Origin of the sequence: Prevotella sp. AM34-19LB (genome assembly GCF_003468525.1) — a bacterium.
In the GTDB taxonomy this organism is placed as follows: Bacteria; Bacteroidota; Bacteroidia; order Bacteroidales; family Bacteroidaceae; genus Prevotella.
The window spans coordinates 39,014-61,270 of the sequence record NZ_QSIG01000020.1; the positions used below are offsets into that span (position 1 = coordinate 39,014).

20 protein-coding genes and 3 pseudogenes are annotated in these 22,257 nt (G+C 44.8%); 15 read left to right on the forward strand and 8 right to left on the reverse strand.

Features of this window, described 5'->3' with window-relative positions; all coding sequences use genetic code 11:
• Window positions 1-60: 60 nt before the first annotated feature.
• Window positions 61-399, reverse strand: a complete 339-nt coding sequence (locus tag DW830_RS07935) for a glycoside hydrolase family 9 protein (RefSeq protein ID WP_119249494.1) — start codon at window positions 397-399, stop codon at window positions 61-63.
• On the reverse strand, window positions 396-1,388 hold the full coding sequence (locus DW830_RS07940; protein ID WP_119249495.1) for a glycoside hydrolase family 9 protein: 993 nt from the start codon (window positions 1,386-1,388) through the stop codon (window positions 396-398). The genes DW830_RS07935 and DW830_RS07940 overlap by 4 nt, the downstream gene beginning before the upstream one ends.
• A 196-nt stretch (window positions 1,389-1,584) precedes the next feature.
• On the opposite strand from DW830_RS07940, the pseudogene thiM reads away from it, so the two are divergent.
• Window positions 1,585-2,270, forward strand: a pseudogene (gene thiM / locus DW830_RS07945) (hydroxyethylthiazole kinase).
• A 440-nt stretch (window positions 2,271-2,710) separates the two neighbouring features.
• A complete protein-coding gene (locus DW830_RS16090) occupies window positions 2,711-3,037 on the forward strand; it encodes a hypothetical protein (RefSeq protein WP_199656085.1) in 327 nt (108 codons plus the stop codon).
• Window positions 3,038-3,180: 143 nt separating this feature from the next.
• Here the strand turns inward: DW830_RS16090 and DW830_RS07960 are convergent, their stop codons facing one another.
• Complete coding sequence (locus DW830_RS07960) at window positions 3,181-3,660, reverse strand: DUF4186 domain-containing protein (RefSeq protein WP_119249497.1); 480 nt, start codon at window positions 3,658-3,660, stop codon at window positions 3,181-3,183.
• A 301-nt stretch (window positions 3,661-3,961) separates the two neighbouring features.
• On the opposite strand from DW830_RS07960, the gene DW830_RS07965 reads away from it, so the two are divergent.
• The 9 genes from DW830_RS07965 (at window position 3,962) to DW830_RS08000 (ending at window position 12,569) form a co-directional block, all read left to right on the forward strand.
• The gene (locus DW830_RS07965) at window positions 3,962-4,726 is read left to right on the forward strand and encodes a YaaA family protein (RefSeq protein ID WP_119249498.1); all 765 of its coding nucleotides are present in this window, start codon (window positions 3,962-3,964) and stop codon (window positions 4,724-4,726) included.
• Window positions 4,727-5,103: 377 nt separating this feature from the next.
• Window positions 5,104-5,742, forward strand: coding sequence for a hypothetical protein (locus DW830_RS07970; protein ID WP_119249499.1), 639 nt, complete (start codon window positions 5,104-5,106; stop codon window positions 5,740-5,742).
• A gap of 93 nt (window positions 5,743-5,835) precedes the next feature.
• A complete protein-coding gene (locus tag DW830_RS07975) occupies window positions 5,836-7,596 on the forward strand; it encodes an ATP-binding protein (RefSeq protein WP_233544434.1) in 1,761 nt (586 codons plus the stop codon).
• Between the two features lie 400 nt (window positions 7,597-7,996).
• A complete protein-coding gene (locus DW830_RS07980; protein WP_158573458.1) occupies window positions 7,997-9,721 on the forward strand; it encodes a TlpA family protein disulfide reductase in 1,725 nt (574 codons plus the stop codon).
• 333 nt (window positions 9,722-10,054) lie between these two features.
• On the forward strand, window positions 10,055-10,333 hold the full coding sequence (locus tag DW830_RS07985) for a hypothetical protein (RefSeq protein WP_119249501.1): 279 nt from the start codon (window positions 10,055-10,057) through the stop codon (window positions 10,331-10,333).
• Between the two features lie 2 nt (window positions 10,334-10,335).
• Window positions 10,336-10,677, forward strand: a complete 342-nt coding sequence (locus DW830_RS07990; RefSeq protein WP_119249502.1) for an addiction module toxin RelE — start codon at window positions 10,336-10,338, stop codon at window positions 10,675-10,677.
• 30 nt (window positions 10,678-10,707) lie between these two features.
• Window positions 10,708-10,929: a dephospho-CoA kinase gene (locus tag DW830_RS07995; protein ID WP_119249503.1), complete on the forward strand. Its 222-nt coding sequence runs from the start codon at window positions 10,708-10,710 to the stop codon at window positions 10,927-10,929.
• A gap of 2 nt (window positions 10,930-10,931) precedes the next feature.
• Window positions 10,932-11,108, forward strand: a complete 177-nt coding sequence (locus tag DW830_RS16475) for a hypothetical protein (protein WP_233544435.1) — start codon at window positions 10,932-10,934, stop codon at window positions 11,106-11,108.
• 120 nt (window positions 11,109-11,228) lie between these two features.
• Complete coding sequence (locus DW830_RS08000) at window positions 11,229-12,569, forward strand: ATP-binding protein (RefSeq protein ID WP_119249510.1); 1,341 nt, start codon at window positions 11,229-11,231, stop codon at window positions 12,567-12,569.
• Window positions 12,570-12,710: 141 nt separating this feature from the next.
• Here the strand turns inward: DW830_RS08000 and DW830_RS08005 are convergent, their stop codons facing one another.
• The 5 genes and pseudogenes from DW830_RS08005 to DW830_RS08025 form a co-directional block, all read right to left on the reverse strand.
• On the reverse strand, window positions 12,711-13,553 hold the full coding sequence (locus tag DW830_RS08005; protein WP_119249504.1) for a S1 RNA-binding domain-containing protein: 843 nt from the start codon (window positions 13,551-13,553) through the stop codon (window positions 12,711-12,713).
• 114 nt (window positions 13,554-13,667) lie between these two features.
• A complete protein-coding gene (locus DW830_RS08010) occupies window positions 13,668-14,417 on the reverse strand; it encodes an ABC transporter ATP-binding protein (RefSeq protein WP_119249505.1) in 750 nt (249 codons plus the stop codon).
• A gap of 128 nt (window positions 14,418-14,545) precedes the next feature.
• Window positions 14,546-15,937 (reverse strand): glycoside hydrolase family 28 protein, encoded by a 1,392-nt coding sequence (locus tag DW830_RS08015; protein ID WP_119249506.1) that lies wholly within the window; start codon window positions 15,935-15,937, stop codon window positions 14,546-14,548.
• A gap of 33 nt (window positions 15,938-15,970) precedes the next feature.
• Window positions 15,971-16,937, reverse strand: a pseudogene (locus tag DW830_RS08020) (glycoside hydrolase family 88 protein).
• A gap of 28 nt (window positions 16,938-16,965) precedes the next feature.
• On the reverse strand, window positions 16,966-19,542 hold the full coding sequence (locus DW830_RS08025; protein WP_410524502.1) for a glycosyl hydrolase: 2,577 nt from the start codon (window positions 19,540-19,542) through the stop codon (window positions 16,966-16,968).
• A gap of 474 nt (window positions 19,543-20,016) precedes the next feature.
• On the opposite strand from DW830_RS08025, the gene DW830_RS08030 reads away from it, so the two are divergent.
• From DW830_RS08030 to DW830_RS08035, 4 genes and pseudogenes are all read left to right on the forward strand, one after another.
• Entirely contained in the window at window positions 20,017-20,379 is a 363-nt protein-coding gene (locus DW830_RS08030) for a BlaI/MecI/CopY family transcriptional regulator (protein ID WP_089544338.1), read from the forward strand.
• 77 nt (window positions 20,380-20,456) lie between these two features.
• Window positions 20,457-20,939, forward strand: coding sequence for a hypothetical protein (locus tag DW830_RS15825; RefSeq protein WP_158573459.1), 483 nt, complete (start codon window positions 20,457-20,459; stop codon window positions 20,937-20,939).
• Window positions 20,939-21,163: pseudogene (locus tag DW830_RS17325) on the forward strand (M56 family metallopeptidase); the annotation flags it as partial. The gene DW830_RS15825 and the pseudogene DW830_RS17325, both read left to right, overlap by 1 nt.
• A 54-nt stretch (window positions 21,164-21,217) precedes the next feature.
• The gene (locus tag DW830_RS08035) at window positions 21,218-21,895 is read left to right on the forward strand and encodes an energy transducer TonB (RefSeq protein WP_233544436.1); all 678 of its coding nucleotides are present in this window, start codon (window positions 21,218-21,220) and stop codon (window positions 21,893-21,895) included.
• Window positions 21,896-22,257: the final 362 nt, after the last annotated feature.

Sequence of the window (22,257 nt, forward strand, 5' to 3'; positions counted from 1 at the left end):
TTGTAGTTCTTTGAAGATCTCCCCCTTTTGGTCTTTATATGGATAATCTCCAATGTTCTGTTAGTTTATCCATCCAAGCAGGGACACCAGATAGGCGTTCCAGTTGATGGCAATCTCGTTTGAGGCATAGCTGCCGACGTTATCCTGGTAGGATTCATCTGGTATGTTGGAAGCATAGGCTGGTACGAATTCGGCATCTTCCTGTCCCTTGTTGGCTCCTCCAGCCACAAGACCAGGTACTGGCTCCTTGATATTGTCGGCTGCAGAGATACGGTGGTGGATATTCATGACCCTCTGGGTGCCGAAGCCTGTCAGGTAGCAATAGCCTGTGGCGTTACGTCCAAAGAAATAATCTAAGGTAGAAAGGGCGGCTTGCCTATACTTGCTGTCCTTTGTCAGGGCATACCCTCATCACATTTTTTCTTAAGGGATTCTTTGATCTCTTTCATAGGGAGCTTGCCGGCATCAGGTGTGCCAAGGAGTTCCTGGTTTACCCATTTGAAGATGCCCAGACCTGCCACGTTACCCCAGGATGGAATGCTGAATTCATCTGGAACAAACTGTTTTGCCTGTTCCAGGTAGGATGTTTCAGAGGTTGTGAGGTATAGTTCTGTAGCTGCCCAGAAGAACTCGTCTTCTGTGTGGTTGTCACCATAACCACCCGTTTGGATGGCTGGCGAGAATTTCTTGTTATTTCCATCCTGGTCATAATAGACAGTGGGGTGTTTCACAGCCCATGCGTATGCTTTTTCTGCTGATTCTATGGCTTGTCGGCAGAAGCTTTGGAACTCAGGGGATTTTTGGTAGGTTCTGGCGGCCAGTGCCATGGTGGCAGCAAAGTCGAGAGCAGCGGTGGTGGTTTTCTGTACCACATAGCGTTGCTGCTTGCTGTCTTCTGGCATCACGAATCCCTCAAAGTTAGGGGTGGTGAGTTTATGATACACTCCTCCATCGGTTGGATCCTGCATGGTGAGCATCCACTCCAGGTTATACATCATCTCATCCAGGATATCTGGAATCTTATTGTCGGATTCCGGAATTTGAAGATTGAGAGAATTGAATCTATCCTGATGGAGCTGGTAGGACTGCAGAATCAGTCCGAGGGTAAATCCTGAATTGACGATATACTTGTTATAGTCGCCAGCATCGTACCATCCCTTGGGAGAGGATATGATGGTTCCCGCCGGTCTTTTAGGGCTTGCTGCCGAAGGATGTACCATGACATGAGAGTCCAGGTGAGCAGCCGGGCGTGCGTACTCACCAGCATACTTTCTTTCCAAGCTCTCCCCAGAACGCTGATAGTAACAGTAGTTCCATATAATAGATAAAGAAAGGCAGTTGTTGGCATTTGAAAGATGTCTGCAGCTGCCTTTCCTTTTTATATTCATTTATGATAGTTTTCTACTAAAAAGTTGTATCTTTGCAACCAAATTATTGATCTACAGCCCAAGGCTTTGAGCATGCCAAGCAATGGTGCAGGGATAATGGTTACATGTATATTAAATAAATATGAAAATGGATAGAGATTTACGTTTGATAGAAGAGCAACATCCTCTCATACATAACATAACCAATTATGTTGCCATGAACTTTGTGGCAAATAGCTACTGGCAATTGGGGCATCCCCAATCATGGCACGCGCCCAGGAAGAGGTGGAGGAAATCTGTAGCAAGAGCAATGCCTTAGCACTTAATCTGGGCATTTTGGAAAGCGAGACAGCACACTCAATGCTATTCGCAGGTAAAGCAGCTTCTAAAAGCAGAATTCCAATTGTATTTGATGTGGTTGGAGTAGGTGCCACTAGATTTCGAATGGATACTGCATCAAAGATCATCCTTCAATGCCAGCCAGCAGTCATCAAGGGTAATGCCAGTGAAATACGATCATTATACTCGCATCAGATAGGAATGCAGGGAGTGGACAGCCATCTTGAGACTTCTGAGGTTGAGGAACAGGCTCAAATTCTTGCCAGGAAACTGGCATGCATCATCGTTATTACCGGTGCTACAGACATCATCACGGATGGTGAAAAAGTAGCTTATGTTCATGAGGGGCATCCTCTGATGGGTAAGGTTACAGCCATGGGTTGTGCTGCCACTGGTATCATAGGAGCTTTCCTTTCAGTAAACCCTAATCCGTTTGAAGCATCTATTCATGCCATGAAAGCCATGGGCATTGCAGGTGAAAAAGCGGGTGCAGTCTCTAGAGGTAATGGTAGCATGATGGTGAACTTCCTCGATGAACTTTGTAATCTGGCATATCATGAGTAAAATTATCAAAATCAAGAAGAGATCATTCATGAAACTATTTTATGCCATCAATCTGTTTGGCATTATCATTACTTGCTTAGTCCTGAAATATAGAAATTGGATGAAAGCATATTACAACATCAGATTTGAGAAAGAAGCCTATGCTCACCAGAATGATATGGAGTATTTAATTCGGAGGAAACACTATTGCTATCTGACACGCATTGAAACAAGACACATTTAGGCATTCCCCAACTTTTTGGGGAATGTTTCCACATTCTTTCCTCATTTTCCACACTATTCATTTTTGGCACAAAGGACATAAGCTTCTGATTATCAATACAAACTAATTTCTCTCATTTTTTTGGCACGCAGATTGTGACTATGATTAGCGGGTTCGATAATGAATCCACAAACAAGTAAGTAACATCAATTAGTAACAATTTTAAAAAGATAAGATTATGAAGAAGTTTATGTTTGCAGCTATCGCAGCTTTGGTTATGGTTTCAGTAAGCAACGTTTTTGCATCAAGCAAAATGGTAAGTAACGCTCAGGTTGCTCCTGTTGATACAGTAGCTCCAGATGCTCCTTCAGATACATTGGCTGTTGGTACTCCTATCCAATCACAGGCTGGTGTTGAGGATTCTACCCAGCAGGAGAATGCCACAGAGGCAACTACAGAAGCAACTCCAACAGAGACTACAACAGAGAATGCTACAGAGACAACAACAGAGAATACCACCGAAGAGACTCCAGTAGCTACAGAACAGCAGGCTATTGCTGAATAATAGAGAAAATACAGTTCATTTTGTAAGCGTTATACAGGAATAATAGGGAGGGACGTGGTTTCATGGGGCAGCACATTGAAGCCATGTCTTGTCCCGATTGCAGGAACATAGTACCTCTAGTGGTGGGTGGAGTGAATTCTTTTCTAAACCTGTTTTTCAATCCATGCCATCAATACCGCTACTGCATATTGCTGTTCTTCTCTTGTCAGCTGTCTTCCGGCAGGTATATGATGCCATTTGAAGAAACATCCACGACAGCAGCAGCCTGTAGCATGCTGGGCTATAAATACAGGATGCCCTCTCATCGGTGTCTGCTTGCCGTCATTGGGAATCACGGCAGGAGCAAGGCGTTTGGCAACGAAATCCTCTGCATGCTTACGGATGGTTTCCAAGCCCTTTTCTGCAATATATTCCTTATCCCTCTTCGAAAGGTGAAAACGGCTGCGGAATGCTGATTGGGAAAGTCTTTCAAACAGACCTGTCAAGTCATACTCTTTGTTTGGAGAGGTATGGTTTTCCTTGTTTTCTGAAGAGACAGAATCTTTCAGAAGATTCTCTTTCTCCTCAGGAAACAGATTGAGTTCTACATATCTGGCATGGTTTACCCTTGAATCTTTTTTCATATCTATTTATCTCCTATATCTGTTTCATCCTTGTAGATAGATACATTCTTATCGAATTTACAAATAATGGAATGCATTTATGACTTTTCTGTCTCCAGTTCCAGCAAAATTCTCTTTGCTTCCAGTCCTTTTTTGCAAAAATAATAAATATTTTCAGATTTCGCAAGATAAAGTACAATATGGCATTCTTATTTATAATATATTATACTTTTATTGAACTTTTCTTTGAGTTTTGCCATATTTTCATTAACTTTGCCAGCAAAACTATCATTAAGAGTTACCCCATTAAAATAAACGTATTATGCAGATATTATTGGCAAATGCCAAAATCATGTTTGATAAGGCAGATAGGGCAGCTGTTTCAAAGCCACTTTTCCAATCTGTGGCTGAAATGTTGGCTGCAGAAATGGCTAAGCTGGACGTAGAGGAATTGGCTAGGCAACTTGATTGCAGCCACAAGATAGCTTCTGAAAACTGGAAACGCTATCGTAATTTTATGGCTGCAGAGAAGAAGCCTGCCATACTTTCCTACAATGGACAGGCGTATAAGCATCTACGCGCCAACACTTTGGGAGAAGAATCCCTGCAGTATGCCCAGAAACATCTCTGGATTACCTGCTTTCTCTATGGATTGCTTCGGCCGATGGATGGCATCGTGCCTTATCGTATGGAGCATTGCGTGACGCTTGAAGCTACAAACGACAAGCCGATCAATCAATTTTGGAAAGATAAACTGACCGATGTTCTTATCCACAGTGTGAAAGCTGACGATGGCATACTTATCCATCTCTCTACGGCAGAATATGAACATCTGTTTGATTGGAAGAGAATTCGCAGAGAAGTGAAAGTCATCCAGCCCCTCTTTTATGTTCGCCAGAAGGATGGTAGGCTGAAAATGCAGGCTGTGTGGGCTAAATCCTGCCGTGGAGCTATGGTGAGATACATACTAAGCAACCAACTTGCTACTCCAGAAGAATTGGCAGCCTTCAGTTACGAAGGTTTTGAATACGCACCAGAATTAGGAGAAGTGGCTTTTCCGCATTTCGTTCGTAATATAACAAAATAGTACTTTTTTACTTTTCCTACATCAAAGATGATATCTTAGAAGACAAGGGAGCGGACTAGGTAATGCTTTAGTCCGCTCCCTTGTTTAATTTAGTTTAAATCCTGAACAATTCTTGTTTATCTCTAGGTAAAATTGTATCTTTGCCGTGGAGAAAGTTATGTTCAGCACTGCTGAACTTATATTCAACACTGCTGAACTTAAGTTCAACACTGCTGAACATAGATTCAACATCGCTGAACGGAGATTTCTTCTAATGATAAAGACTATTATCCTTAAGAGTATAGGTGAATGCATTTAAGGATGCAAACTATCTCTTCCAGGATTACGGTCTCTCTTTATAAATGATGATGTAGAACTTAATAAGGAAAGGAATCGATATGGCAAAGTACAAGTTGCAGGAGATGTCGGATGTTCATCATACCGGCAAGCGTAAGGTTTATCCCAAGATGGTAGTCAACCGGACTTTATCTCACAAGGAGTTTATCGAAAGGATGCAGGGTTATCATCGTGGCATTTCGCCAAGTACCACGGAGGCAGTGCTGATGGATGTGGAAGAAATACTGGTTGAGATGCTCTCCATGGGCTATAATGTGAATCTGGAGGGCCTCGGTACCTTCTCTCTATCCTTGGGTTTCGAGGATGACAAGCCTACGGAGATGCAGGGCGATGACGACAAGATGACCTATCGCAAGGTAGGCGTAAGAGATGTGAACTTCAAGGCATCTCCCGATTTCATCAAGTCTGTGAAGCAGGTAGCCGACCGCGATCTGGAGCGGGATATGGGTGGCGTAAAACTGATATTGAAAAAGAAATATACCCGAGAGGAGCGCATCGCCCGAGCCCTGGATGTCATCGATGAGAATGGCTTCATCGGTCTTACCGACTATGCCTACATCAACAACCTGAGCCGCACCGCCGCCTCTTTGGAGCTGAAAGAGATATCCCATGACGAGACTGTTCCCATCCGCTCTGTGGGTCAGCACAGCCATAAGGTCTGGGTGAGGAGAAAAAAATAAGATAAAGTATGATTTCTCATCATTTTCTTTGGTAGTTAGGAAATATTATTGTAGTTTTGCACAAAGAAAGAAAAAGTCTAAAAAGTAGTAGATATGGAACAGAAGAAGAAACGCGTATATCGCAAGCGCATCCCTTATGGCATGATGAATTTTGAGGATGTTAGAAAGGATGATTGCTATTATGTGGATAAGACTCCGTTCATAGAAGAAATAGAGGCAGCAAATAAGTTTTTCTTTTATATTCGCCCTCGCCGATTCGGCAAGAGCCTTACCCTTTCTATGCTCCAGAATTACTATGATGTGAACAAGAAGGATAAGTTTGAACAGCTCTTTGGTGATCTTTATATAGGTAAGAATCCAACCCCTGAGCGTAATTCCTTTTTGGTGCTGAATCTGAATTTCTCTGTAGTTGCAGCTGGTATCGACGATTATAAGGATGGTTTGGATGCTACCTGTAACATGGCTTATAATTTTTTCTGTGATGTTTATCAGCAGTATCTTCCTGAAAATATCAAGGATAAGATGAACAAGCAGGAGGGATGTATCAATCAGTTGCAGTATATTTGCGAAGTATGTGATAAAGTTGGGCAGCAAATCTATCTCTTCATTGATGAGTACGACCATTTTACCAATAAGATTCTTGCAGAGCCGCAATATATGACCGGTTATCGCAAGCAGACGCATGGCGAAGGCTATCTGCGTCTCTTCTTCGATGCGGTAAAGGCGGCTACAAGTACATCCTTGAAGCGTGTTTTCGTGACGGGTGTCAGTCCTGTGACGATGGATGATTTGACCAGTGGTTTCAACATCGGCACCAACTATTCCTTGAGCGCCGAATTTAACGAGATGACGGGATTTACGGAGGAAGAAGTACGGGAGATGTTGACCTACTATTCTTCGGTTTGTCCTTTCCGTCATTCCGTGGATGAACTTATCCAGGTGATGAAGCCATGGTATGATAACTATTGCTTTGCTATCAACAGATATGGTCAGGTAACGATGTACAACTCTGTGATGGTGCTGTATTTCATCGACCAGTATATTCACAATAATTGTGATATTCCTCGTGATATGATAGAGGATAACATCCGTGTAGATTATAACAAGCTTCGTATGCTCATCCGCCACGACAAGGAGTTTGCTCATGATGCCAGCATCATCCAGCATCTGGTTACGGATGGATTTGTTACGGGAAACTTGAAAAGGGGATTTCCTGCCGAGAGCATCAACGACCCGGACAATTTCGTCAGCTTGCTCTTCTACTTTGGTATGTTGACCATTGATGGAACCTATCGTGGCAAGACCAAGTTTGTGATTCCTAACGAAGTGGTTAGAGAGCAGATTTATGCTTATTTGCTAAGTACCTATAAGGAGAACGAACTGGCTTATGATACCTATCAGAAGAGTGATTTGGAGAGTGGTTTGGCTTATGATGGTGATTATGAATCCTATTTCGGCTTTATAGCCGATGCTATCAAGCGATATTCTTCGCAGCGTGACCGGCAGAAGGGTGAGTCGTATGTGCATGGTTTTACCTTGGCGATGACTTGTCAGAATATGTTCTATCGTCCTATCTCAGAACTGGATAATCAGGCTGGTTATGCAGATATTTTCCTGCGTCCACTCTTGGAGAATTATCCGGATATGGAGCATTCATACATTGTGGAGTTGAAATACTGCAAGTCGGATGCCACCGTTGAGCAGGTGGCGAAGCTGAGAGAGGCAGCTATCGCTCAGGTCAATCGCTATGCAGATAGTGATGTGGTGAAATCTGAGGTAAAGGCCACCCGCCTTCACAAGATTGTTGTGATATTCAGGAGCGTGGATATGGTGGTGTGTGAGGAGATAGAATAATCTTACTGGGATAATTGTATATGAATTATGCAGATTACATTTGTGGCGTTAATTTAAAAGAAAGGAATAAGATGGAAACGATTAATATTCAGAGTCAAGTACCTTCTACAGGTCAATATACTCTTGACGAATTTGTCGCCAAGCTCAAAGACTATGCTGCAAAATTAGCCAGTCTTTATCAGAACAATTAATAGAAATAATAGCAAACATTTAATTGTAAAATATGGAACAACATAAGATTATCAAAAGATTGAAGACGATTGTTGTCTTTCTGATGCTGCTTGTTGCCACTACAGCACAAGCCAAGCGAGTTGTTGAGCGTCCTTACTTCTTAGGCTCAAACAATCACAAATTAGAGATTGAGCGTGTTACACTCGATAAGAAAGCTACATTTCTTGACGTGAAAATATATCAGGCCAGTGGAGAGGTGGGCATAGATTCACATGCTTCTATTATGGCAAATGGAGTGAAATATGACTATATTGGCAGCAAGCAGTTGCCTAAAGGGGTATTCGTGAAAGTGCCCGAATGTGGATATGTTGCAGCCACATTGCGCTTTAAACCAATGCCCGAGACTACAACAGAGTTTGACTTTCGTGAAATAGCCGACAATTCCGGCTGGAATATTTATGGAGTGCGTCTCGATGGCAAGCGTCCACAGACCGACATTCCGCAACACTTACTGCAACAAGCACCTGATAAGAACAGCAAGTTACCAGCAACCGACCTTAATCTTAGCAAGACTGTTGTAGCCGTGCGCCTGCTTGGATATAAACCAGAATACAAGACCACACTTGATATTATTGTGGATAATTGGTTTTCGCCACAACGCATGCCATTCGCCCATGACTCTATAGGCGTAGATGGCACTTGTCGAGTCAGCGCCAATGCGATATTGCCAACTGTGGCAACTATACGCATAAACAGAATAGAGATACCATTTCTTGCCGTACCTAATGACACGACAACCGTGACCATCGACCTACCAACACTTACCCTTGCCGCTACACACCTTTTTGCAAATGATTCTGAAGTAAAGAAATTTGTATGGTTTGAAGGCAAACACGCTACTGTAGATACCGAATTGCAGAGCGTAAAGACCATGCTTGATGTATATGGCGATACTTTCTTTGATGATATCTGCGGAATGACTCCATTGCAATATCGTGATTATGTGCAGCAGAGCTATGAACGACTATCGTCTGCCATCAATTCCAATGCAGCTATTGGCTCCGCCACCCGAACATTGGCGCAGAATATCCTGTCTATGAATTATGCCTCGGCTCTGTTTGGCTTTAAGAACAATATATCTATGGCTCCAATGATAACTGGTAAAAGAGGTGTGCCACGTGCCGACATGCGTATCGACACCCTATCTTACTTCAAGCCGCTGGAGCAACTATCCGTGCTTCGTTCAAAGAATCAGCGTTACTATCATTATCTATCCGACTTCACGTCAGCTCTTCGCCGTCAATATATGTCTGCCGACCCTTTGTTGGACGATATCGCTATTGGTAAGCGTCTAAGCCGTTCGTTCAACCGCAAATGTCCTCTTACAGAACAGCAGATAGCGGTGGCTCATGACAGTATTGCCAACGATATGGTGTGCGGATTAATTCTTGCCAATAACGATGATTTAAAGTCGCAACTGTCAGCTGCCAACAAAAAAATGGAAGAGATTAAAAAGACGGCTAAAACCTCTTCTTTATACTTATCAATTATTGACATAGACCCTAAGATGTCTGCCCAGCAGATATTGCCCACGATAACAGATAAGTATAAAGGTAAAGCTGTGCTCATTGATTTCTGGAACACGTGGTGCGTGCCATGCAGGGCAGCAATGTCGGCCATTCGTCCTTTGAAAGAACAACTTCATGACGTGGTGTATGTCTATATAGCTGATGCCTCATCGCCTGTAGATAAATGGGGCGAGATGATAAAGACAATAAGTGGCGTGCATGTGCGCTTGACCAAAGAACAGGCTGCTGCTCTTGCCGAAATTCATAAGTTCTCAGGCATTCCTACCTATTTTGTTGTAAATAAGGAAGGAAAGATAACCTATCAGAAGACAAGCTTTCCTGGAGTGGAAACGTTAAGGGAGCAACTGGTATCTGCCATGCGTTAACATTCGGTCCTGAACAGTTGTGATACCGTTTATGTATGGTTGAAATTGCCCTTTCTGGCAGTTTCAACCATACAGATCGAAAGAATTCATTATCATTGATTTGTTGACAATCTATGATAAAGGAGAAATCTCTAATATCTCTGATGAGTTTATCAGCTTTTTGCTTGATAAACGTGAAAATGGATAATATACAGAATTAGTATCATTGCCTTTCAGTATTATCTGATGCTGAAAGGTTTTTTGTGTCTTAAAGCGAAGAAAGTCGTTCTTTTCTTTGGCATTTCCAATTCTTTTCTTTAATTTTGTGGCGTTAATTTAAAAGAAAGGAATAAGATGGAAACGATTAATATTCAGATTCAAGTACCTTCTACAGGTCAATATACGCTTGACGAATTTGTCGCCAAGCTCAAAGACTATGCTGAAAAATTAGCAAGTTCTATCTCCAAGTCTGGAAACAGTTACCAGGAAAGATATATGAGCCAGGCAGAGCAGGAAGCCTATGTGGCAGAAAGCCTCAACCGTGCTCTTGATGAAATGGAAGCTCATAAGAAGAATGGGACTAAGCCGATGAGTTTTGATGATTTTATGGCTAAACTTGATGAGGAGGATTAGTCATGGAAGTTGAAATACGTGTTGGGAGTGAGTTCTTAATACAGTTTAAGCGTCTTTCTAAAAAATATCGTTCTTTAAAAAGCGATATTAAAGATTTGAAAGACTCTCTTGTAATTAATCCTTTTCAAGGTACTAGTCTTGGCAAAGGTGTCAGAAAGGTAAGAATGGCAATAGCTAGTAAGGGTAAAGGTAAGAGTGGTGGTGCAAGGGTCATCACTTATAATCTTTACCAGGAAGGAGATTCCGTTATTATTGATTTGTTGACAATCTATGATAAAGGAGAAATCTCTAATATCTCTGATGAGTTTATCAGCTTTTTGCTTGATAAACGTGAAAATGGATAATATGCAGAAAAGGAATCTGGAAAAAAGAATATGGCAGCAACTGTTTTTAATCAAGCACAGCTTGAACTTTTAGATATGATGCAATGGGTAAAAAGCCCGGAGGTATTAGCTGAATTGAAGCAGGGTATTTCTGATTTCTTTGCCAAGAAGGGACAGGAAGAATTAGATGCAATGTGGGAGCGTGGGGAAATGACAGAAGAAAAGCTGAAGAGCTTTGAGACATTGCACGAAAGAACTCCTTATCGCCGATAGTTATGAATATTGTTTTGGATACCAATTGCCTTGCTATTGCAATTTCAAGGCAAAGCGAATACCATCAAGTATGGCAAGATTTTCTTGCTGGTAAATTGATTATCAAGAATCATACGATGGCTGCCCTTGGTTTGGGCGGTAAACCGTATAAGAAAATAAAGGTGACGCATCTCATTTGATGCGCCACCTTTTTAAATGATATGCTTAGTTGCCCCTGATTTACAACAAACTTTAACGCTGTTGCCGCTGATTTACGACAAAAAAGTAGTATCTTTGCCCCTGATTTGAAACAAATGCGTATGTTTAGACGAAATATCATCAGCAAACTGGAGGCTTGGAAGCAAGACAAAAAGCATAAGCCTCTTATCCTGAGAGGAGCTCGACAGGTTGGCAAGACAACTGTGGTCAATGAGTTTGGCTCTCAGTTTGATAATTATCTATATTTCAATCTGGAAAGAAATGAGAATGCCAAGTTGTTTGAAATGGAGATTCCTTTAGACGACCTGGTGAATATGCTGTATGCCAGTGTCGGTAAAGTGAAGAAGGAAGGAACTACACTTGTTTTTATCGACGAGATACAGAATTCTCCTAAAACCATAGCACTACTCAGGTATTTCTATGAACAGAGACCAGATTTGTATGTTATTGCAGCTGGCAGTCTGTTGGAGAATCTGGTGGATGTTAAAGTCAGTTTTCCTGTGGGAAGAGTACAATATCTGGCTTTGCGACCTTGTTCGTTTTCGGAATTCCTGGGAGCTATCGGTAAGAATAATCTGCTTGCCGTACTCTCGCAGAAGGCGGAATATACGGTTGCCTTCCATGAACAATTGATGCATCTTTTCAATCAATATACCATTGTGGGAGGTATGCCTGAAGCTGTGCAGCAGTATGCTGAAAACCAAGATGTCATTGGTATCGAAGATGTTTATGAAACTCTGGTGCAAGCCTATAAGGATGATTCTGAAAAATACGTCAGAGGTAATAAGTTGACAGACGTAGTGAGATTCATCCTCTCCTATGGTTGGGCTTTTTCGGGTGAGACCATTACGTTAGGTAACTTTGCCAATTCTGGCTATAAGTCAAGAGAGGTGGGCGAGGCATTTAGATTGCTGGAGAAGGCTATGCTCCTGGAGTTGGTTTACCCCGTGTCTTCTACCCAGTTGCCGATTATCCCTGAGACCAAGCGAATGCCAAAACTCATCTGGTTTGATACGGGATTGGTGAACTATCAGGCGGGAATCAGAAAGGAAATCATTGGCTCTACCGATATGGTGGACAGTTGGCGTGGGCATATTGCAGAACAAATTACGGCTCAGGAATTATTGGCTTTGGAAGATAGGGTGGGACAGCATCGCTCATTTTGGGCAAAGCCTAATAATGGTGCAGAGGTTGATTTCATTTTTGCTCATAACTCCAAGCTTTATCCGATAGAGGTAAAGAGCGGAACCAATGCCCATCTCCGTTCACTTCAGGTGTTTATGGATAGTTCTGCTGTAAATATTGCCATCCGTATCTGGTCAAAGCCTTATTCTATAGATAAGGTCAAGACCATTCATGGCAAGGAGTTTACGTTGATCAATCTTCCGTTCTATCAGATAGGTAATTTGCGGAACGTATTGGATGCTGTTGTAGATGAATGAGTGATAATTAGATTACAGGAGAAATGCAATAATAATGATACAATGCTTGGAAAGAATTGTTTCAAAAAATGAGGTGGAACATCGGATTCGATACTCCACCTTTTATATATATACCTTATACTATATACATCTAAAAAAGCTTTATTCTGCCAATCGGATGCTCATAGGGCTTACGGTGATGAGGCGCTTCTTGTAGAGGTCGCCAATGGCACGCTTGTAAACCTTCTTGCTCACGTGGAAACGCTCGTAGATGTCGTCGGCCTCGCTCTTGTCGCCAAGGTTGCACTCGCCGTCATTGTCCAGAAGATACTGGTAGAGGGTCTCGGCGAAATCGGCTGTCTGCTGGATGCCGGTCTTCTGCAGGGTGACGTCTATCTTTCCATCAGGACGAACTCTTCCGATGTAGCCCTTCATCTTGTCACCCGTGTGGATGTACTGGAAAATCTGGTCCTGATAGAGCAGACCCGGATACTGGTTGTCGATGATAACCTTGAAGCCGAGGTCGGTCTTCTGCCAGATGAGGAGATCCACCTCTTCGCCATGCTTGTAGTGAGGATGATTTTCATTGAGATAACGCTCTATCTTGGCAGAGGCAACGATGCGGTAGCTCTCCTCGTCGATGTGAATATGCACGATGTAGGAGTTGCCGAGCACCATGCGCTTCTTCTGCTCGCGGAATGGGCAGAAGATGTCCTTCATCAGGCCCCAGCCCAGGAAGGCTCCGTATTCGTTGACCCATTTCACTTCGAGATAGGCGAAGTCGCCAACCTTAGCCAATGGGGTTTCGGTGGTAGCGATGAGGCGCTCATCCTGATCGAGATAGATGAAGACATCCAGCTCGTCGCCGATGCCAGCGTCTTCAGGAACGTAGCGGGATGGAAGGAGGATTTCTCCCTCATCTCCACCATCGAGATACAGACCGAAATCTACTTTCTTTACGATGCGAAGGCGATTGTAATCGCCGAGTTTTATCTTTTTTGCCATATAATGTTATTTTCGAGAATATAAAATGCTTTTGCCCTTACAGGGCGACAGTTTTGCGTCCGTAATTACCCACGGTGTTGCCCTGGGCTAGGAGCTTTTGCCCTTTCAGGGCGTTTAGATGCAATCTATGGATGAGTCTGGTTCTTCTGCAGAAACTTCTTTATTGTTATCAGCAGTTTCTTCCTGGCTATCAGCTGCTCCAGCCTCCACTGTCTTCTCAATCATTCCATCCTTGAGATGGATGGTGCGGTCGGTGATGGAAGCAAGACCCTCATCGTGGGTAACGATGACGAAAGTCTGGCCGAACTTGTCTCTGAGATCGAAGAAGAGCTGGTGAAGCTCTGCCTTGTTCTTGGAGTCGAGACTTCCTGATGGCTCATCGGCAAGGATAACGGCTGGATTGTTGACCAGGGCTCTTGCCACGGCTACACGCTGTTTCTCACCACCAGACAACTCGGCAGGCTTGTGGTTGGCTCTATCGCTCAAGCCCATGAATTCCAATAACTCCTCGGCACGCTCCTTGGCTTCCTTTCTGCCCTTTCCGGCGATGAAGGCAGGAATCATGATGTTCTCCAGGGCGGTGAACTCAGGGAGAAGCTGATGGAACTGGAAGACGAAACCGAGATGCTGGTTGCGGAAATCGCTCAGTTTCTTGGTGCTGAGGCTGCGCACATCAATGCCGTCCACCTCTATGCTGCCACTATCTGGCTTGTCGAGGGTACCGATAATCTGGAGAAGAGTGGTCTTGCCGGCACCGCTAGGTCCGACGATACTTACCACCTCGCCCTTGTCAATATGCAGGTCGATGCCCTTAAGCACCTGCAGGGAGCCGAAGCTCTTTGTTATACCTTTTATATCAATCATTTTCTAACTCAAAATTATTTTGCAGGCAAAATTAAGCAAAATATTTGGAAATGCCTAATTTTAAGAGATAAAAAGAAAAAAAGAGCCTTATTTTATGTAATAAGACTCTTTTGATAAAATAAAAATCTTTATTTCAACCCGTCGGCATCGCCTGTGGTCTTCAATCCGTTGCTCTTTTCCCTAGGGGTGATATTCACTTTCTTTGCCACGGTGTTCTCGATGAGATTGGCATCGAATGCCATCTTCTTGTCGGTGCAGGTGATATCCTGGAAGGTGAAATCTACCAGACGGTATTTCTCGCTCTTGCCCACATCGAAGAAGTTGTCACAATCCATCTGGATGTTCTTGATGGTGATGTTGTTGCATTGGCTCAATGGCATGTCCTTGCGGTCACCAGGCTTGAAGAACTGGGTCCATGGACGGATGACGAGGAAACTGCCTGTGGTGCCCTGGATGTTATCCACGGTTACGTACTCGTAATGCTGGGGAGTATCTGGGCGCATCTTCAGCCAGAGCACGCGCTGTGCCTTATCCACCTTGATGTTGCGGAGCACGATATTGCGGTCTTTCACGCTCTCGCTGCCAAGAGTCAGACAGCCATGCACGGTTCCATAATGGCAGTTCTGGATGAGCACGTTATACACCGGACCATTTTCCGGTGCCTGGTCTGCCCAGGTTCCCTTACCGCCCTTGATGGCGATGGCATCATCGTTGACGCTCATCTCACAGCCATCTACCAGAACATCGTGGCAGACATCAATGTCGATGGCATCGCTGCTTGGTGCCTTCATGCCACTGGTAGGGGCGAAGATGGTGCAGCCCAGGAAGCGGACGTGGTGGCAACGGTAGATGTGGTTGGTCCAGAACGGACTGTTCTGAATATGCACATCCTGCAAGGTTACGTTGCTGGAGTTGCTGATATAGACGAGGCGGGGACGCTGTGCATCCTTGTTGGTGCATTCACGGTTCCAGGTGCGACGAATCCAGAACTCCTCCCAATAGTGATAACCGTTTCCATCGATGGTACCGGGACCGGCAATGGTGAAACCATCACATTTGTCGGCATTGATGAAGGCGGAGAAGTATTTGCAGGTTTCGCCCTCAATGCGGGTTTCCACTACAGGGAAGTTGGCGATGCGGTCACTGCCTTTCAGTTTTCCGCCTTCCGAAACATAAAGATGGGTCTTTGGCTTAAAGAAGAGGGCACCACTCTGATAGGTTCCGGCAGGTACCACGATGACGCCACCGCCATCTTGGGCAGCACGGTTGATGACCGCCTGGATAGCCTGGGTCTGAATCAGGGTACTATCTGTTTTCACGCCATAGTCGGTGAGAACGTATTTCTTGCCCAGGGTATCCACGTTCACCTTCTGGGCGTTGCAGAACCAGGCATCCATCTTCGTTCCATCAGGCCAAAGTTCGGTTTGTGCCTTCTTCGCTTTCTTCTGTTTCTTGGCGGCGTTGGCGCTTAGTGGCGAAAACGCCACCAGGCAAGCCATCAGCCAGATATATTTCTTCATGATTTGTTTTCTTTTTTACATTTAAAAGCCTTTTTACTTTTTTACCTTTAAAAGCTTGTAATACTCTGCAGCACCAAGCAGGAGGCAACCTGTGCCGTAGTCCTCAAAATCAGGAACAGAGGTGAAGGTAACAGGCTGACCGGCTGCAGGATCCTTTCCGGTACCCTGGTTGTAGCCGATGAAACCATCCTCGGTTCCAGTAGCCATCCTCGCGCTGGCATTTCAGGATAGCCTTACTCATAGAGATGAAGTCTTTCTTCAGATACTGATAGTACTTATCTGTCTTTGGCAAAGTCTCCATCACGCGGACCAGGGCTGCATATACCCAACCGTTGCCGCGGCTCCAGTAGCAGTTGCTGCCGTCCTTCTCCTTGTAAGGTGGCACGTAGTCCTTGTCTCTCCACCAGAGACCTTCTTTTTTGTTGAAGAGACCATTAGCCAGTGTATCACGGCTCCATTTATAGGAATTCATCGCATAATCCAGATACTTGCGCTCGCCGGTAATCTTGGCATACTTGGCGTAGGCTGGCATCGCCATCTGGATAGCGTCAATCCAAGTCCAGTAGTTCACCCGGTTGGTGGCCATCTGATGGTCGAGGTTCTCCTTTACCTTGCTCAAGTCTTTTTTGCCACCGGTCTGAACGTAGCGGTCCATGTAGGTTTGCTGGCAGCACTGGTTGTCGGCATCGGTATCGTTCACGCTGCCACGGGCTGTCCATTTGTGATAATCCGCCCACTTGTCGGTATAGTCGAGATAGCGCTGCTGAGGGTCAATCTCGTAAAGCGCCATCAATCCCTCGTAATACACGGCACGGGTCCAGAGGTTGCTGGTGCGGACTTTCTTCACGAATGTGTCGAGAGTAGGGTCGCTGTACTTTGTCATGAAGTAGTTGTTGGTTCGATTGGCTACTTCCAGGATTTCATTTTGCAATGCGGTCTGGGCAGACATTGAGGTCAAGCTCATGAGCATGCAGAGCGATGAAAAGATCTGTTTCTTCATTTGTCTTGTTATTAATGTTTGTTTATTATTAATTGATTTCCACGAGTTTTACGGTACTGTTGAGTCCGCTTGGCACAGGAGTCCAGTTCTCGTAGGTGGTCTTCTTGTAGTTGATATCTACCACGTTGATTTCCTTCATCTTGCGCCACTTTACTCCCTGACGGTCGAGTTCTGCGATGCGGTTGGCAGGCAGGTTGGTAACCTCGATGCGAAGGGTATTCTTGCCCTTTACCAGCTTGTCCTGACAGTTGAGGATGTAAGGTACAGCCCAGGCACAACCCACGTATTCGCCGTTGATATAGACACGGGCACTCTCTCGTACATCTCCCAGATCGATAGCCCACTGTCTCTGGGCATCATCCTTCGACAGCTTGATGGTGGTTTCGTAAACACCCGTTCCCATCATCACCTTCGCCTTGTCGCTGAGGCTTTCCCAGGTCTTTACTCCCTTGAGGTTGAAGGTTTCGCCCACCTTAGGAGCATCTTCGGTGAATGATAGCTTCCAGGCATTCTCTGTCAGGTCGATGGTCTTGCTATCCGCAGCAGCGATGGCTTCCTTGCCGCCTACCTTCACCTTAGAACCAAGTTTCCACTCATTCACGGGTTTGTTCGATGTGATGAGGATGCGGCTCTCGCCACTCTTCAGGTTCAACTGGATACCCTTGTCGCCGATGGTTGCCTCGTGGTATTTGCCCGTCATTGGATTATACCAGAGACCATTCTTCTCGTTCACGGCCAAAGCAATGCTAGAAGCGATGTCCTTGCTGGTGAGGTTGGCGATGAAGTAATGATGGCCGATGCTGTTGGCACGGCGGATCATTTTCAAGCCCAGGTTCTTTCTCATCAGTTCCGGTTTTGCCGCCTGTTCCATTGCCTTGATGTTGTCGCCCTTGATGATCTTGGCGCCCTGTGCCTTGAGGGCTGAGATATGCTGGATCACATCGCTTGGCATGATGTTGTTGCCAGGAATGATGATGCCCTTGTATCGGGTTCCGGCAGCAGTCTCTACCATTCCATCCTTAAAGGTACACGTGCGGAGATACTTGTCGCTGATGTAATCGCAGTCGAATCCTGCCTTGTCGATGTCGAGAATCACCTTGATAAACTCCGGTGCCTTCTTCGCCATGCTGTGGATGTCGAATTGCATCAGCCAGTTCTTGGTATCCTTGCGCCACATATCTCTTACTGGCAGATAAACCAGGAAATCGTTGTCTGGCTGTCCCCACTGCAGATAGGTCTGGCAGTTGGTGATGTATTTCATCAGTTCCGGTGCATCGCGCCAGATGCTGTTGGTAGGACTCATATCCACCGAAGCATAGAACTTCCAGCCTGGCCATGGATCGTTCTTAGGCGAATAGGCGGTGCCATGGAAGAACATGTGGTTTACGCCGGCGCAGAACATCAGGTCCATATCCGGTTTCATCTGGCTCAGGGATGTGCGGAAGTGCTCGGTGAGCCAGGTGAAGGTTTCGCTGGATGTATATTTCTTTCCGGTGATGTGCGCAGCCGATGGAGCATATTTCAGCATGCTGAGGTCGCTGAAGTTTGGACGGGTCTTTCCCGGATCCTTGCGCAGTCCCTTGATGCCGAAGTTGGTCAGTCCGAAGCCTTCAATCTCCGGAATGTCAACGGCAGCATAGCAATCGATGAGGTTGGCTGGTGAACCATGTGCCTGGTTGCGGGTGATGGCACCACGCTTGTTCGCCCATGCCGTCCACTGTTCTGTAAAGTTCTTGAGCAGCATATCGCCCAGGGTTTCACGGTAATCGCTTACCACTACGGCATCGCCATCGAGGAACTCTGGGAACTTATCCTGCAGTTTGTATCCGTGGTATTTCTCAAATTCTGTCAGGAGGGTAGGAGTCCAGTTGGCACCATATACCTCGTAGCTGTCATTGAAGAAGGTATGCGGATATGGAGTCTTGGATGCCACGAAGGCGCTGTCGATGTGCTGCAGATAATTAGCTACGGCAGTAGAGTCGAAATGGTCGATAACGTATCCCTCTCCTCCAGGAGCAGCACGTTTCACCTTCTGTCGGGTGCGGCTTTCATAGAGAGCGATGACGCGTTTCTTGTATTTCTCACCCTCTACAGGGAATGCCTTGATGACCTTCAGCTTGGCGAAGGCACGCTCTTTCTGTGGCACGTTGAATTCTATCTCCATCAGTTTCTGCTTCACATCCACGATGGTATCTACGAATACCGCCTTGCATGCCGCCTCGCTGATAGGTACCCAAGGACCACCGAAAGGCCAACCTGTACCTGTTGCCATATCGGTTTCGATGCCCACCTGCTTGTTTTCCTTCTCCACGAACTTGAGCATGTCCATCCATTTAGGCGAGAGATAAGGAATATCGTTCTTGTCGTTGCCCTGCACACCGTAGAGGGGTGTGATTTCCACGGCACCGATGCCCGCCTTGGCGTATTCGCCAAGGTTCCACTTCAGATTCTCTTGATCCACGGCAGATCCCATCCACCACCATCTTACGCCCGGTTTGGCTTCCTGGGTAGGGGTAGGGAGGAGCTGAGCCTGGCAGTTGAGTGATGACATCAATGCCATAGCAAAGGATAATCCTATGAATTTATGATTTCTTTTATTGTTCATCATATTGGGGTTTATTAAGTTGTTCTTAATTGTTTATTCTTCGTTTGCAAAGATAGCGAAAAATACCCAATAATAGCAGTATTATGATTCTTAAAAATGTAAAATAGTACAAATATGCTAGGTGTTTTGCCAAAAAGTTAAGGAAGTACATAAAAAAGATGACCTTGCAAACCCCGAGGTATCTAAAAAGGAACGGTAATCATCGGCTGATGATCACCTTAAAATCACGAACATACCAAGTATGGCTGCATGTTTATTTGGTATTCTCCTCAAAATGATGTACCATATGGTGAATTCTACGATAATCTCGTAAATATCTGTGCTATTATATTACGAAAAGCTCGTAAAACGTTAAAATATAGCTGTATTTATGTTTTTTAACGAAGATTGTTTTGTGCTTATACGAAAAGTTCGTAGATTTGCAGCGTGATTTAGAAACAAGAATGTTGAATTTAAAAGAATAAAGATAAAAATATGGAAAAGCTGACGAATCAGGAAGAAGATATTATGCTTCGAATATGGCGATTGGGCCGATGTGCCGTGAAACAGATTATGGAACTGTTGCCAGAACCTCGTCCACCTTATACTACAGTGGCTTCTATTGTGAACAATCTGAAGCGCAAGGAATATGTCAAGGCGGAGCGGGATGGCAAGGGGTATGTCTATTCTCCACTCATAGCCGAGAGCGATTACAAGCGGAAGTTCCTGTCGGGTTTCGTGAACAATTACTTCAAGAATTCCTTCAAGGAAATGGTTTCCTTCTTTGCTAAGGATGAGAAAATCAGTCCCGAGGACCTCAAGGATATTATCCGGGAAATCGAGAGTTCGGAAGAATAACTCGAGAACTTTGATGAATAAATCAAGCTTTCGGAAGAATAATTATTAAGTTCATTTCAAACAAAAAACGAAACTGTATGGCAATATATCTTATAAAAATCAATGTAGCCCTGATGCTGCTTTATGGCTTTTATCGCCTCACGGTGAGCCGCGATACTTTCTTCGCTCTTCGCCGCCTTACCCTCTGGCTCATCTATGCCGTTGCCCTGATGGTTCCGGCACTCAATCTGGAATATTGGGTGCGCGATACACCAACGATGGCGAGTATGGCGAATGTATATGCCGACACGTTTTATCCCGTGGTGGTTGTAAAGGCTCAGGCTCCCAGCATAACCTGGATAGATATGCTGCAGGGCATCTATTGGGCAGGAGTTGCAATTCTCTCATTGCGTTTGGTATGGCAGCTCTTCAGCATCATCCGCCTTGCGGTTATTTCCCGGAAGCAGGAGGTGGAAGGCATAACGGTACATCTTCTCAGAGGCGAGGGGAGTCCGTTCTCCTTCTTTCGCTGGGTGTTTATGTATCCATCTACCTGGAGGGTAAGCAGTTGCACGAAGTGATGGTTCATGAGTGCACCCATGTTTCGGGTCTCCATTCCCTGGATACCCTCTTCTCCGAACTTTTCTCCATCGCCTGCTGGTTTAATCCGTTTGCCTGGCTGATGAAGCAGGAAGTAAGAATGAATTTGGAATATTTAGCCGATGAAAGTGTTTTATCTGATGGCAACGCGCGCAAATCCTATCAGTATCACCTTCTAGGTTTGGCATATCGACAGCCGAATGAATCGACCAAGATTGCTAATAATTTTAATTTATTACCTCTTAAAAAAAGAATTAAAATGATGAACAAACGTAGAACTAGTGAAATGGGCAAGGCGAAGTACCTCCTTTTCGCACCTTTAGCAGGAGTGTTGCTTATGGTGAGCAACATCGAGAGTGTGGCTCGTGAGATTGGCGAGCAGCTTCCGGAAGTAGCCGAGGTTCAGCAGAAGGCTGAGCAGGCTCTGAATGCTGATGTGGCTGTGGCGAATCCGACGGCTGAAGAAGCAAAAGCTGCCGCAGAAGCCAAAAAGGCTGAAGAAGCTAAGGCTGCTGAATTGGCAAAGTCGGAAGCAGAACTGAAGGCGGAAGCAAAGGCTTCTGATGCGACAGCCCCAGCCGATACAACCAAGAATGTGGTTTATGATGTAACAGAGACATTGCCGCAATTTCCTGGTGGTCAGGGAGTGATGCTGAAGTATCTGGCTGATAACATCAAATATCCTGCTTCCGCTGTCAAGGCCAAAAAGCAGGGTCGTGTGATCGTAGGCTTTATCGTCCAGAAGGATGGTAGCATTACGCATGCCAAGATTGTCAGATCTATAGATCCGGAACTTGATGCTGAGGCTTTGAGAGTCGTGAAGGGGATGCCTAAGTGGACTCCTGGTACACAGTTAGGTAAACCGGTGAGCGTAAAATATACCCTCCCTGTAAAATTCTCTCTTCAGAAAGATGCAACCCCAGGGAAAAAGAAGTAAAGTAGAATATCAATCTCAGGTTATAATAAGAACATATATATCAACTCAATAAAAAAGATCATAAATCTCATCGCAGCGATAGGGTATGTATTCTCTATTGCCATGTAGAATGAAAAGGGCGGTTTTCTTGCGTGATGCAAGGAAGCCGCCTTCTGCATTTTTTCACGATTTTGAGGGTTATGCCAAATGTCATAGCCCAAATATCAAAAGAATAGGTTGGATATGAAGGGAAATCACTACTTTTGCAGCAGAAAGTGTGTCCTGAGACAGAATGAAGTCTGATATTGGCTATATCTGATAGATTTCTGTCGTAACTTCTAAAGAGATGGTGGAAGACCCACTGCATTCGGCATGCAGGTGCT